The sequence below is a fragment of the Alteromonas gracilis genome (assembly GCF_002993325.1).
Classification (GTDB): Bacteria; Pseudomonadota; Gammaproteobacteria; order Enterobacterales; family Alteromonadaceae; genus Alteromonas; species Alteromonas gracilis.
Window position 1 is genome coordinate 117,841 of record NZ_PVNO01000005.1, and the last position, 14,133, is coordinate 131,973.

At 45.4% G+C, this 14,133-nt stretch carries 10 protein-coding genes; 4 read left to right on the forward strand and 6 right to left on the reverse strand.

The window, feature by feature from the left end:
• Nucleotides 1-114: 114 nt before the first annotated feature.
• From ribA to C6Y39_RS03280, 3 genes are all read right to left on the reverse strand, one after another.
• Nucleotides 115-729 carry a GTP cyclohydrolase II gene (gene ribA, locus C6Y39_RS03270; protein ID WP_105929896.1) on the reverse strand — a complete coding sequence of 205 codons (615 nt, stop codon included), beginning with the start codon at nt 727-729 and terminating at the stop codon, nt 115-117.
• A 132-nt stretch (nt 730-861) separates the two neighbouring features.
• On the reverse strand, nt 862-3,702 hold the full coding sequence (locus C6Y39_RS03275) for a putative bifunctional diguanylate cyclase/phosphodiesterase (protein ID WP_105929897.1): 2,841 nt from the start codon (nt 3,700-3,702) through the stop codon (nt 862-864).
• Nucleotides 3,703-3,837: 135 nt separating this feature from the next.
• A complete protein-coding gene (locus C6Y39_RS03280; RefSeq protein ID WP_105929898.1) occupies nt 3,838-4,155 on the reverse strand; it encodes a hypothetical protein in 318 nt (105 codons plus the stop codon).
• Nucleotides 4,156-4,259: 104 nt separating this feature from the next.
• Between C6Y39_RS03280 and C6Y39_RS03285 the strand changes: the two genes are divergently transcribed.
• Nucleotides 4,260-4,928 (forward strand): glutathione S-transferase, encoded by a 669-nt coding sequence (locus tag C6Y39_RS03285; protein WP_105929899.1) that lies wholly within the window; start codon nt 4,260-4,262, stop codon nt 4,926-4,928.
• Between the two features lie 53 nt (nt 4,929-4,981).
• Here C6Y39_RS03285 and recQ read toward each other — a convergent pair whose 3' ends face one another.
• Nucleotides 4,982-6,823, reverse strand: coding sequence for a DNA helicase RecQ (gene recQ, locus C6Y39_RS03290; RefSeq protein ID WP_105929900.1), 1,842 nt, complete (start codon nt 6,821-6,823; stop codon nt 4,982-4,984).
• Nucleotides 6,824-7,092: 269 nt separating this feature from the next.
• Between recQ and C6Y39_RS03295 the strand changes: the two genes are divergently transcribed.
• The 3 genes from C6Y39_RS03295 to rarD all read left to right on the forward strand — a co-directional run bounded on the left by C6Y39_RS03295 (nt 7,093) and on the right by rarD (nt 10,166).
• Nucleotides 7,093-7,593, forward strand: a complete 501-nt coding sequence (locus tag C6Y39_RS03295) for a thioesterase family protein (protein WP_105929901.1) — start codon at nt 7,093-7,095, stop codon at nt 7,591-7,593.
• An 87-nt stretch (nt 7,594-7,680) separates the two neighbouring features.
• On the forward strand, nt 7,681-9,018 hold the full coding sequence (mgtE, locus tag C6Y39_RS03300; protein ID WP_105929902.1) for a magnesium transporter: 1,338 nt from the start codon (nt 7,681-7,683) through the stop codon (nt 9,016-9,018).
• Nucleotides 9,019-9,248: 230 nt separating this feature from the next.
• The gene (rarD, locus tag C6Y39_RS03305) at nt 9,249-10,166 is read left to right on the forward strand and encodes an EamA family transporter RarD (protein WP_105930015.1); all 918 of its coding nucleotides are present in this window, start codon (nt 9,249-9,251) and stop codon (nt 10,164-10,166) included.
• A 71-nt stretch (nt 10,167-10,237) separates the two neighbouring features.
• Here the strand turns inward: rarD and C6Y39_RS03310 are convergent, their stop codons facing one another.
• Both C6Y39_RS03310 and uvrD read right to left on the reverse strand, forming a co-directional pair.
• The gene (locus C6Y39_RS03310; protein WP_105929903.1) at nt 10,238-11,515 is read right to left on the reverse strand and encodes a GGDEF domain-containing response regulator; all 1,278 of its coding nucleotides are present in this window, start codon (nt 11,513-11,515) and stop codon (nt 10,238-10,240) included.
• 42 nt (nt 11,516-11,557) lie between these two features.
• Nucleotides 11,558-13,729 carry a DNA helicase II gene (uvrD, locus tag C6Y39_RS03315; RefSeq protein WP_105929904.1) on the reverse strand — a complete coding sequence of 724 codons (2,172 nt, stop codon included), beginning with the start codon at nt 13,727-13,729 and terminating at the stop codon, nt 11,558-11,560.
• Nucleotides 13,730-14,133: the final 404 nt, after the last annotated feature.

Below are 14,133 nucleotides of genomic sequence, written 5' to 3' on the forward strand. Positions count from 1 at the left end.
TTAGTCTGTATACGTTATAACCGCTTTATAATTAACCGAAGCTGAATAGAAAACGTCCACTTGGAGGTGGGCGCTTTAACAAAGAATATGGGGAGGACCTGATTAACAGGCAGATTATTTAAAAACGTGAGGGTCGAATGCGTGACCTAATTTCTCTGTTTTCGTTTTCAGATAATGCTTGTTGTCTTTAGTAATGCCGTGGTCGATTGGCTTTCGTCCTACCACATCAATACCCAATGCCTTAAGCGCGGCCAACTTTTTAGGGTTGTTAGTCATTAGCTCAACGTGCTTAACGTTAAGCGTATCAAGCATAAGTTTGCAGATATCGTAACTTCTTAAGTCGGCATCAAAACCAAGGTGTTCGTTTGCTTCCACCGTGTCCATGCCGCTATCTTGGAGATTATATGCGCGTATCTTATTTAAAAGGCCTATACCGCGCCCCTCTTGTCGTAAATACAGCAACACACCGTAACCGTTATCGACAATATTCTGCATGGCTTTTTCTAGCTGAAAACCACAGTCGCATCGAGTGCTAAACAAAGAGTCGCCGGTCAAACATTCCGAGTGAATACGAATAGGAACAACGTCATCTTCTTTCCACTCACCATAGGAAAGCGCGACGTGCTCTTGTCCGCTGGCTTCTACAAAGCCGTGTATTTTAAAGTCACCCATACGTGTGGGTAATTTTGCGGTACTGACATATTCGTATTTAGGCTGTTTGCTACTCATGTTACTTCTACACTTTGGACAGTGGGCATTAAGTGGGGATGACTTCTCTTTTTGCAAGTCTATCATTTTATTATACGCGAGTAGACGCTTGTGCTATCACTTTTTTCGTATAAAGCCTATCAAGGATGGTTATCACAAAGGCTGAAAGTCACGCAATGGAGCTGGTTTGGCGACACCATATCCTTGGGCGAAATCGATTCCCATTTTTCCCAATTGGGTCATTGTGCTTTCGTCCTCAACAAATTCGCCAACGGTCTGCATACCCATCGCTTTCGCAACATCGTTGATTGAAGCGACCATAGCCGTATCGACGCTGTCATTCAGCATGTCCTTAATAAACATGCCGTCAATTTTAACCTGACTAACGGGCAAACTTTTAAGGTAGCTATAAGAAGAGAATCCGCTGCCAAAATCGTCCAGTGCAAAGGAGCAACCTAAGCGATTGAAAGTACTCATGAAGTTAAGAGTATCTTCCATCTTAATAATGGCGACAGACTCAATGACCTCAAAACAAATTTTGTCATAGGGAATTTTAAATGTTTCAAAGGCGTTCAGAATAAATAATGTGAAGTCTCTGTCAGCGAGAGAGTGGCAGTTTAAGTTAATACTGCATCGTCGCAATTCAGCGAGGTGTTCAGGGTTTTCTGATAGCCATTTAAATGTGTTTGTTACAACCCACTTGTCTACACTCACGTTCATCTCGAAACGTTCTGCAGTGGGCAAGAAATTAGCAGGCTCCACCAAGGTACCGTCTTTCTCTCGAAGTCTTAATAATACTTCGTAGTAATGACCGTCGCTGGTTTTATTTAAAGGACGCAATGATTGATAGTACAGCTCGAAGCGGCCTTCTTCTAAGGCGTTGTTAATGGACGAAACCCAGTCTAGTTCGCGCTGATAGCGCTGCATACTTTCGTCGTCTTTATTGTATCGGTGAACCTGATTCCTGCCTTGCTCTTTCGCGAAATAGCAGGCGGCATCTGCCATGCTCAAGTACTGACCCGGACTGACTTCGGTGTCGTCGCATACTACCATGCCTATGCTTACTCCTAGATTGAAAATGCGGTTGTCCCACATAAATCTATAGGCCTGCACAGCATTCAATATTTTGACAGCGTTTAGGTATACTTCATCAACGCTAAGTTTCGTATACATAATGCCAAATTCATCGCCACCAAGTCGGCCTATTTGTGCATCAGGGGTAAGGGTGTTCTCAATTAAGCGCGATATGTCTTTTATTAGCACATCGCCCGCTTTGTGCCCGCAAGTGTCGTTAACCACTTTAAAACGATCTAAATCTAAGAAAAGTAAACAAACAGGGGAGGCGCTTGGTGCGGTTACCTTCTCTTTAAATAACGTTTCAAACTGACGCCTGTTATATACCCCTGTGAGCGAGTCGTGGGTTGCCAAATATTGAAGGCTAAGATCAGACTGCTTTTTCTCGGTAATATCAATAATTGAGCCGTACAGAAAATTACCCTCTTCGCTTTCCCGCATCTGACATGACAGAGAGAACCAAAATTCGCTGCCGTCTTTGCGTTTTCCACGAATTTCCTTACCTGTGACATGGCCTTGTTGGGATACCTTACCTAATAATACTTGCCTGTCTTCGGGTGATGCATAAAACGTTAGCGTACTGGCCGCTTTCAGAAGCATTTCATCTTCGCTTTCGTAACCAAACACCTTACACATAGCGGGATTGACCGATATTAATTGGCCATCCCACGTCGAGGTATAGTGTCCCTCCGCCGAGTTTCTGAACAAATCGTAGAAATGATTTAAACTCGCAATGGTCTCTGCCTGCGTTGATAGCTTGCGCTGATTCTTTGCTTGCTCTCTGGCGATGACAGAAAATCCAAAACATAAGAACCCGAGAGTGATGAATATCAGCATGCCTATAGCGACTTCAATCGTGTAGATAAGGTCACTGAAAAGGGTGAGCGTAACTAATGCGTAGAAAGCGAAAAACGATAGCCACGCGAGTATATATGTGGTGCTAACTAGGCGGGTGTCTTTGTCTTTGAAAATAAGTGCAAGAGCGACATGATAAAGCCCCATTGCAGCAGTAAGCAGTAGTAACGAGATAGTGGCGTTATAGGCGTTGGTCGTTAAGCAATAAACGGTAGCGGCGATTGGCACAGCGTAATTAACCAACCGCAACAGGAGTGGCACGGGTGAAAAGAGGTGGTGATTCACTTTCGCAATACAAAGTAGAAGCATACCCAGACATACCGCGTAAAAACGTTCACTGGCATTAGTCAGGTTAGGCCAGAGCGCAAGCCCCCCTTCTGTAATAAACAACAGAGCAATGATTACGAGGGTGGCCATGGTGAGCCAAAAGCGAGTAGGGATGCGCTGAGTCAAATAAGAGAATAAATAGTAAAGTGCAATGAGTGTTAGCGCGCCGAGTACCGCGCCGAGTAACACCAACATGTTCGTGTCATGCTGTGCTAGCAAGTCTCTTTCCCACAGGGCAATGGGGAAATATTCAAGACCGTCATCTTTTACGGAAATCAAAAGTTGAGCATTTTGATAGGGCTGCAGCGTGAATCCAAGCCGTATGTTGGGAATAGGTTGTTTTAACGAAAAGTCGCCCTTACCGGCTTGGTAGCGATAAGACTTGATAATACGTTGGCTACTATCGAGTAAATAAATTTGTAAATCATCGATGTTTAGTCGTTCAATATTCAGCACTAGAGGGATAGGGCTGTAGCCAGAGTGATTTAGCTTTGTGGAATACCAAATTTGCTCACGCGCTTTTGGGCTTGCCAAGGAAGGCTTGGACGCATTGCCGTTTAAAATATCAAAATAGGTAGCACTGTTTGGCGCAAGAGAGAGCTCTGCATGTTGGTTGATGATGGCTCGCTCAAATGATTCATTGATAACAAGTTGGCTGCTAGCCAGCGCGTTACAACAAACCATCACCCAACCAATGATTATTGCTATTGCATACTTTGTTAGCCGGGCTATTACCACTCGTTAATTCCTTAGAGCACGCTTTATTGGGATCTTTGGTTTGGAAATGCGATTAGTCGCTAAGTCCACTAATCCCAAGTGTTTTTCTAGAATAATACTAGTCAGCGTAAAAAGCCAAGCACAAAGCAAATCACCCTAGGCGTGGGTAAGATAATCAAAAATAGCGCGAGTAGACTGCTGCGTGCCAATGGGTTCTAGCCAGATTGCTTCGCACAGCCACTCTATACAAAGCATGCATTGAAATGCAGTATCGCTAGATTGCGTTGTGATAATGGCTTGAAAGCGATCTGCTCCCCAGTCAGTTTCAGATATCGAAAAATTAAATAGCGAACAGAAGTGCGATACCCACTGTTGGGTTTTTAGTGGTGTGGCAGGTAGTTCAAGGCAAATTTCGACACTTTGTTCGCTGATTCTGGCATATTGTTGAACATCTTGGAGAGTAAAAGGTTGCATAGTTCTGTCAATTTATCGGTTTATGTAAACCTGCTAGCATTAATAAGTGTATATAGTACAACACAATAACAACAGCGTTAATTCAAGCGCATTAAGGACGGGGTATGCTAACACTACATCATTTAAATAACTCTCGCTCACAGCGAATACTTTGGCTACTCGAGGAGCTGGGAGTAGAGTATAAAATAGAATTCTATCAACGAGATAGCCAAACTAATTTGGCACCAGACTCGCTGCGGGCAGTACATCCGCTAGGTCGCTCTCCTGTTCTAACCACGCCCCACGGCCCGATTGCTGAATCTGGCGCTATTGTAGAGTATCTCGTGCGCCATCACGCGAGTGAGTCGTTTGCTGTTCCGCAAGACCCAGAAGCACTTCAGCAGTATTGGTTTTGGCTTCATTTCGCAGAAGGCTCGCTAATGCCGCCTCTTGTTGCGAATCTAGTATTAGAAAAAGCACGCCAAAAAGGGTCCAAGCCATTTTTTATAAAGCCGGTCACCAACAAACTGATAGACGGTATTTTAAATGCTTATTATGGTCCTAACTTAGCGCAGAGCTTACGTTACGTAGAATCTTATCTATCGAAAAATACCTGGTTTGCTGGCAATGAACCCACCGGGGCAGATGTGCAAATGATCTTTCCATTGGAATCTTTAGTTGCGAGCGGTAGAGCCAAGGATTTTAGCGCAATTCAAGGCTATGTTAAGCGCGTCCACGCGCGAGAAGCATACAAAGCGGCGTTAGAAAAAGGCGGCGAATACGCATACGCTTAAATGCAGCGCTTCTCTTTAAGGGTTTAACAGAGGGGTTAGGAGGGAAATTACCCCTAATGCTCTCGGTTAATATAACCATCAATTAACTGAATAAACGCGTCGCCATACCGCTCTAGCTTGGTTTGACCTACGCCACTCACGTCCAGCAATGTGTTGCGTGTGGTGGGGAGCTTGCAAGCCATATCAACGAGGGTGGCGTCGCTAAACACGACATAGGGCGGCACCTCGTTTTCTTCTGCAAGAACTTTCCGCAAATGCTTTAGGCGAGTGAATAATGTTCTGTCGTAATTAGCTGGAGCCTGCTTGGCTTTTTGCTTATCAGGCTTGAACTCCAACCGAGGTACAGCAAGTTGAACAGCAACTTCACCTTTTAGCACCGGGCGGGCGGCTTCAGTTAGACGCAATGCCGCGTGTGCTGTGATGTCCACACGAATAAGCCCCTTGTGTACCAACTGATTGATAATATTGTGCCAGTAGCTATCAGACTTATCTTTGCCTATGCCGTAGGTGGAAAGCTGGTGATGGCCTGCCTCTTGTAGGCGTCGCAACTGCTTTCCTCGCAATACATCGATAACATATTGGCTAGCGGCTTGTTGAGAAAGCCGAAGTACACAGGACAAGACTTTTTGCGCAATCACTAAACCGTCAATCATTTTCGGCGGGTCGAGGCAAATATCACAGTTACCGCAGGCGCTGTCGCTGAACTGCGAAAAATAGTTGAGCAATACTTGCCGACGACACGTTTGTGCCTCTGAAAATGCCTCCATGGCTGCAAACTTTTGTAGCTCGATTTGATTTCGCTCGGCAATCTCGCCTTGTTCAATCCATTGCTTTACGCGGGCTGCATCTTTTTCATCAAACAATAGTAGCGCTTCAGACGCCAAGCCGTCTCGCCCAGCACGGCCTGTTTCTTGATAATAACTTTCCACACTGCGGGGCACATCGTGGTGAACAACGTAGCGAACGTTTGATTTATTGATGCCCATTCCAAAGGCAACGGTAGCCACCACAATGTCGACCTTGTCGTTGAGAAATTGGCGCTGAACCAACTCTCGCTCATCACTGTCCATGCCTGCGTGATAAGCCGCACAGCGAAAGCCTTGTCTGAATAGCTTTGCGTGCAGGTCGTCAACTTTCGCACGGCTATTACAATAAATTATGCCGCTGCCTTCTTGCTGTTTTACATACGCAACCACCTGGTCGAAGGCTTTATACTTACTCATAACGCGGTAGCGAATGTTGGGCCTGTCAAAGCTCCCCTTGTAAACCAACGGGTCTTGCAGGTTCAGTTGGGTAAGTATATCTGCTTGGGTTGCAGTGTCTGCTGTGGCGGTTAACCCGATAACTGGGATATGAGGAAAGCGAGACTTTATTTGACCTAGCGCGCGGTAGTCTTGCCTAAAGTCATGGCCCCAGTGCGACACACAGTGTGCTTCATCAATGGCAAATAGGCTAATGTCAGCGTGTGAAAGTGACTGCTGAAAGTGATATTGCATGAGCCGCTCAGGTGAGACGTAAAGCAGGTCAAGTTTACCGGCTTGCAATGCATCGTTGATGCGCCCTTGCTCATCAATGTCTAGTGTAGAATTGAGATATGCCGCCTTTACACCTAAGGCTTTAAGTTGCTCTACCTGATCTTGCATTAAGGAAATTAGGGGGGAAACAACAATGGCCGTGCCGCTTCGCACCAGAGCAGGAATCTGATAGCACAGAGACTTACCACCGCCTGTAGGCAGTAATACAAGTGCGTCTTTACCTTCACATACTTGGTGAATGACTTCGCCCTGACCGTCGCGGAATGCGTCGTAACCGAAGACATCTTTTAAGATAGTTTCAGGTGTTTTTGCGTTTCGCGATTGCGGCTCGGATTCTAATGAAGCTATTGCAGTAGTCATGGCGCTGGATTTTACGCGTTTTTGGCGATGTCTTCACGGGGCAATTGCAAAAACTAGACGAAAATTCAGTGTAAGCATGATTCAGCAACCGGAAGGTGGTTATAGGTGTTTGGATTTTGAGCAGGTTGGGAGTTCTCACGTTTTGTAAACTCACAGGCGGATCAAATCGTATAACTTATCCTGATTAACTAACATTGGTTGGATGAATTTCCCTTCTCGTTATCTTCAATAGTAACGTTATTGATACTTTGACAATAAAGGGATTCAGCATGTCACTCAGTGAGCATACTAAGGTTAGTAAAAAAATAGACCACCAAGCTATGATCAATCATGTGATTGCGCTTTTTCGTGATAATATGCCGTTTAACCAGTTGTTGGGCTTAGAATTTATTACGCAAGGCACTGGGGTAGAAACGCAGATTTCTTTGCATCTTAATTGGCAGCCCACGCTTACCGGCAACCCAATGCAAAAAATTCTACACGGTGGTGTAACAGCGACTATGCTAGACACCATCGGCGGTTTAGTTTCGATTGTAGAAACCATCAAACAAACCGCACTTGAACACCTTGCGGACCTTCAAGTTAGATTGCCTACCATGGGCACGATTGATATGCGCGTTGACTACTTAAGACCTGGAAGAGGTGAGCGTTTTATCGCAACAGCGGCGGTCATACGCAAAGGCAGTAAACTAGTGGTTTGCAGAATGGAATTGCACAATGAAAAAGGCGATCATATAGCCTTTGGGACAGGTACTTACATGCTCGGGTAATATGCTTGAAAGTAAGCTTTCACCAATCCCGTATAGCGGTACTTGCGTTGTGTAAAGGAAGTGAGTGGTATTAACGGGAGGTGCAGCATGGCAGAGCCATTACCAGATTTAATTGAAGAGATTGTTACTGACAGTATGAGTGATGATCCAGCAACCTTGTTGGCCGCTTTAGCAGGACAAGACGAGGTATACATTGCGTCTCTTTTAGAATCACTACCCGTAGAGAAGCGCTTGACGGTGTGGGAAGGCATACCGCGCGACCGCAAGCTCGATGTATTGGTAGAGATGCGTAGCGACCCTCGTGAAATTCTCATCGACAATACACCACATGACGAGTGGGCATCTATTTTTAACGGCATTGACGCCGAGGACTTACTAGAGCTTCTCGATTCACTCCCAAAACGCTTGGTCGATATGGCCTATGAGTCTCTTGACTCTAAAGAACGTAAATATTTTAGAGAAGCCACGCAGTTTCCTGATAATCAAATTGGTCACTGGGTAAATCACGAGCAGCTAGTTCTGCCGTCCAATGCAAAAGTGCGTGAGGGCTTGCGTTTACTGAGAAGAGAGATACCACAGCATTGCGACAGTATTTTTCTGGTCAACCGCTCGGGGCAATTTTCTGCACTGGTAAAAATTAGTCATCTCTTTACTGCCCAAGATCACGTGTCGTTGTTTGATTTATCCGAAGAAAACGTAACAACTATTCAAGGCGCCGACGACACCATGAATGCGTCGCTTCTTGTTCAACGCTCTGGATTGGCATCATTGCCGGTGGTTGATGAGAATAATAAGCTGCTTGGTCGCTTGGATGTGACGTCGGCTAGCGAATTAGTGAATGAATTTTACGAACGTCAGGTGATGGCGTCTGCAGGTATGGATGAGGACGAAGATTTGTTCTCGCCAGTGGCGAAAAGCGCACGCAACAGAGCACTGTGGTTGGGCATTAACTTACTCACAGCATTTCTAGCTTCGTGGTTTATTGGTCTGTTCGAAGGCACGCTTCAACAGGTTGTTGCCCTTGCCGTACTAATGCCAGTAGTGGCGAGTATGGGAGGGATTGCTGGAAGCCAAACGTTAACGCTAATTGTGCGGGGGCTAGCGCTAGGACAGGTGACCCCAGCTAACTTAAGGGCGCTGATGGTGAAAGAGCTCAAAGTAGGCGGTGTGAACGGCGTTATTTGGGCGTTAGTGATAGGTGTTGTTGCCTATTTTTGGTTCACTGATGCCATGTTGGGTCTGGTTATTTGCTTAGCTATTTTATTCAATATAGTGGCAGCAGCGTTGGCAGGCGTATTTGTGCCCGTCATTCTTGATAAGCTCAAAATAGACCCGGCCTTATCGGGCTCGGTTATCCTAACAACGGTTACAGACATTGTAGGGTTTGTGGCTTTCCTAGGTTTGGGTACCTTGTTTTTACTTTGAACTAGGTTTCTTTATTAGGCCGTAAACAGCAGGTTTGTCAGAACATGCGTAAACGGAGCGCCGAGTTAGCGAGGCATGCCTAAGCGGACTAGATTAAAAACGGCAGGCAAGAGTGGTTAATCTTCGTCTAATGCCTGCTTATCTCTTTTGGAAAGCGGTAAAGGTTGTGTATTTCTTGAAGCTGATAAACAATACGCGCCTTGTTATCTTGACAGTCTATGGAGCCAGCCTTGTCTAAGCAAGCCAGTGCCGCTCAAGTCGGTGTAATATGTGCCATTGCCGCATACAGTATGTGGGGCGTAGCGCCTGTTTATTTTAAACAGCTTATGGTTTTGCCGGCTGCTGAAATATTGATGCACAGGGTGATATGGTCAGTCATTTTATTAATTGGTCTTATCGCCGCGTTAAAACAATGGCCCAAAGTGGGCGCCGCGTTTCGCAACAAACGGGTTATGCAAATATTGTTTATTGCTGGGCTTCTGCTTGGTGCAAATTGGCTTTTGTTTATTTGGGCCATTAATAACGACCATATTCTTGACGCAAGCTTAGGCTATTACATCAATCCCTTAATCAATGTTTTCTTGGGTCGATTGTTTTTAGGCGAGAGGCTGCGCAATCTACAGCGTGTAGCCGTTGGGCTTGCCGTTATTGGCGTTGCTATTCTAGTCTTCTCTTACGGGCATGTGCCGTGGATTGCCCTAGTGTTAGCCGGTAGTTTTAGCGTATATGGTTTGCTTAGGAAGCAAGTTGCGGTCGATTCTCTACCTGGTCTTTTCATTGAAACTCTTATGCTATCTCCGCTAGCCATTTTTTATTGGGTATTTTTTGGCTCCGAGTACAGCAATTTATTCAATAACGATGTGTCATTGAACATGCTTATTGTGGCAGCAGGTATTGTAACTACCGCCCCGTTGCTGTGTTTTACGGCTGCGGCAAGGCGAATTATGTATTCAACATTAGGCTTCTTTCAGTATATTGGGCCAACGCTGATGTTTGTGCTGGCTGTCTACTTGTACGGAGAACCTCTTGAGGAGTCGAGACTTGTGACCTTCGGCTTCGTATGGGTAGCACTTATCTTATTCAGTGCCGATTCTCTAATAAATTATCGCAGTCAGCGTCAAGCTCGTAAGCTCGCAGTAGAGCAGTAAATCAGTTCAAAGTTGCGTTCACGTGTGGTTCGAGGTGTAAGACTAAGGCTGTGGTGCTCATCGTCGTGGGGTTAAAGCAGTGTGCCTTGTTCTAAGTTGGGCGCGTCAGGTGGTTCGCACTTGACCTGATTACGGCCGCTATTTTTTGCTGCGTATAGCTGCTTGTCAGCAAGGCTTAGCAGCTTATCGACCCGCTGCGTGTGAGCGCCGCTTACCCCAATACTACACGTGACTTTAATGTTTGTTTTAGGCAGCTGTATCACTTCGGCTTCGACGACCTTTCTAAAGTCTTCCAAGCGTTCACAAGCTTCGGTAAGTGAAGTTGATGGCATATAAATGCAAAACTCTTCGCCACCAAATCGAGAAATGATCTCGTCAGGAAAATAAAATTCAATCAGCGCTGCGACTGCTTTTAAAACAATGTCGCCAGCGTCATGTCCATAGGTGTCGTTTATCGATTTAAAAAAGTCTAAATCGATAAGGGCAAGCGCATGATCTTCGGATAGATTTTGATGCTGAACCGTAAGCATGTAGAAAAAGTGACGCCTATTGGGTAAGCCTGTCAAATAATCCGTATTGGCAACCCTGCGAATTTCCTCAACACTCTCAATATACTCAACATTTTGCATTACGCGGCACAAAAACTCCTCATGACAGTAGGGCACACGAAGGAAATCGTTAGCGCCACTTTTAATAAAGTGGGCAGACATAAGCATGCCTTTTCCTCCCGCTATGCCCATTATCGATAGCTGTTCTTTTGAAAAAGCCTTTCTTAAACCCGCCACAAAATGTGTACCAGTCATATCGGGAAGCGTGTTATCTGTAATAACAAGGCGCACGTTTTTATTTTCAGATAAGCACTGCATAGCATCGGTGGCAGTTAAGCACTCGAAAGCGATAAAGTTATGGCGCTGAAGTAGAGATACGGTTCTTGTACGAAGCACTCGGTTTGTGCTGACTACGACTACGCCGGTGGACTTGTTTTTCTCAAGCCGACTAATAAGACGATTTAAATAATCGTAATTCTGAGAGTTTTCTTTCGGAATATAATCGACAACATCCCGTTCTAGTACTTTATCGCGAATAGTGTTGTCTAGGCTTTCCGTTGTAGCTATGGTGGGAATGAAAGACTCAACTGCAAAGTCGATAGCCTCGCCTTTAGGCGCATCAGGAAGTGAATAGGCAACAATGGCGCATAAAAAGGTTTCGGGCATGTTTTGCGAAAATCGCGCTTTTCCCTCTATCAGCGACGTTGCACCAACAGGCGTAAGGCCTGCACGGCGCACGAGTTTCGCAATGAGTTCAAGGTTGCCTTCACCATTTTCGATGATCAGCACATGTTGCTGCATACATTCCAACTAAGGTTAAGGCTGCCTTGCCACATTAATAAATTACGCCTTCTCCAGCTTTGCGTAAGCAAGTACCAGCCACTTGCTGCCAAATTCATCGAAGTTTACTTGAACTCGGCCGTGCTCACCACTACCTTCGTAATTAAGCACTATACCTTCGCCGAATTTACGGTGTACAACGCGTTCGCCTAAACTAAATCCGGTTTCTTCAAAACTCGCATGTGATGTTGCCTGGCTGAATCGGTTATGTACCGGGCGCGAGATCGTTGACTTTAATCTCACCTCTTCGACGCAATCTGCTGGCATTTCGCGAATAAATCGAGAGGCGGTGTGATATTTGTCCTGCCCATATAATCGACGACTTTCAGCATAAGTGATATACAACTTTTGCATAGCCCTGGTCATTCCAACATAGCAAAGCCTGCGTTCTTCTTCCATTCTGCCAGGCTCATCGTTGGTCATTTGGCTAGGGAACATGCCTTCCTCCACACCGGCCAAAAATACCAGTGGAAATTCCAAACCCTTCGCGGTGTGAATAGTCATCATTTGCACAGCATCTTGATCTTTGTCTGCTTGTGTCTCGCCGGCTTCTAAAGATGCGTGAGCCAAAAACGCCGCAAGAGGTGTCATTTCCTCAGCTTCGTCAGGCACGATAAAGGTTTTACATGCGGTAACCAGTTCTTCTAAGTTTTCCAGTCGAGCTTGCGCTTTTTCACCACGTTCGGCTTGATACATCGCGTAAAGACCCGATTGTTTTATGGCTTTATCCGCTTGTTGATCAAGCGGTTCATCCAAGGTCGATTGTTCAAGCTCTGTAATAAGTAGCACAAAGCTTTGCATTGCATTCAATGCTCGACCTTTGAACCCGCCTTCGTTGATAAGCAGCTGGCAAGCCTGCCACATAGAGCAGTTGTGCGCGCGAGCCGTCTCGCGCACCTGTGATAGGGTTTTTTCACCAATCCCCCGACTTGGGGTATTTACCACACGTTCAAATGCTGCGTCGTCATGCGGGTGGCTTACCATGCGCATGTAGCCTAGGGCATCTTTAATTTCTTGACGTTCGAAGAAGCGCAAGCCGCCGTAGATACGGTAGGCTAATCCCTCGTGGAGTAACGCTTCTTCTAGAACTCGGGACTGAGCGTTGTTTCTATAAAGAATTGCGGTATCGCTTAGGGCATTGCCTTGGTTAAGCCAGTCCTTAATCTTCGAAACAATAAATCGCGCTTCGTCTAGTTCGTTAAAACCTGCATATACAGAAATTAGCTCGCCCTGAGCGTCTTCGGTCCAAAGCTCTTTCCCTAAACGGCCCGTGTTATTGTCGATAACCGTGTTCGCCGCTTTTAGGATGTTGCCGGTTGAACGATAGTTCTGTTCAAGACGAATGGTATTAGGTTCATTAAAATCTTTGAGGAAGTGCTGAATATTATCGACATTTGCACCACGCCAGCCATAAATAGATTGGTCGTCGTCTCCAACAATCATAATGTTGTTATTACCGCCACTACAAAGCATGCGAAGCCAAGCGTATTGAATATTGTTGGTATCTTGAAATTCGTCGACCAGCACTGCGCGGAAACGGCGTTGGTAGTGAGCGAGTACTTCTGGATTTTTAGCCCACAGTTCATGAGCCCGTAATAGCAACTCGGCAAAGTCAACTAAGCCAGAACGGTCGCAGGCATCCTGATATGCAGCATATACTTCACGCATGGTTTTTTGGATATGATCGCCATGGGTTTCTATGTGCTGAGGGCGTAAACCCTCGTCCTTATTGCCATTGATATACCATTGGATTTGGCGGGGAGCCCAATGTTTTTCATCTAGGTTCATGGCTTTAAGAATTCGACGAATTAAGCGGTACTGGTCGTCAGAATCGATAATTTGGAAATTTTCCGGAAGATTTGCCTCTGCGTGATGGGCACGTAGTAAGCGATGTGCTAGTCCGTGGAAGGTACCAATCCACATATTGTGTAGACTGCGCCCCATAAGCGATTCGATACGGCCGCGCATTTCTTTGGCCGCTTTATTCGTAAAGGTTACTGCTAATATCGAGAAAGGCGCGATGTTTTCGACTTCCATCAACCACGCAATACGATGCACTAATACGCGGGTTTTACCACTACCTGCGCCGGCAAGTACTAAAGCGTTAGACAATGGGGCTGCTACAGCTTCACGTTGTTTGTCGTTAAGCTCGTCTAGCAGTCGAGATACATCCATAATGTGGTACCTGTTGGTTGATAATTTTATACATTCAGCAGCCGATTATTATGCCATCTGACTGTGAATTTATACAGTCTAGTTTTCTACACACCCTTTATCGTAATCTTTTACCTTTTAACGTTTATTACCAAGCAGTAACACAACAAATTACAAAAGACGGGAAGGGGCTATAATCGTTAGCAACGGTTAGATCTTGTTGGCCTTTGCTATAACAAATTAATCAGATAGATTGATCGATTTTAACGCTAAGGCGGTATCACATCGGTATTGCACCACACCAAACTCAGGTAAACTTTGTACCTGAATCGACATGCTTTATTTCGCAGCACTCAATCGTAGATTAATACTGTTAAGCAGTGGCTAACAGACCGAATCTACCATACGTGACACTTATACATTAA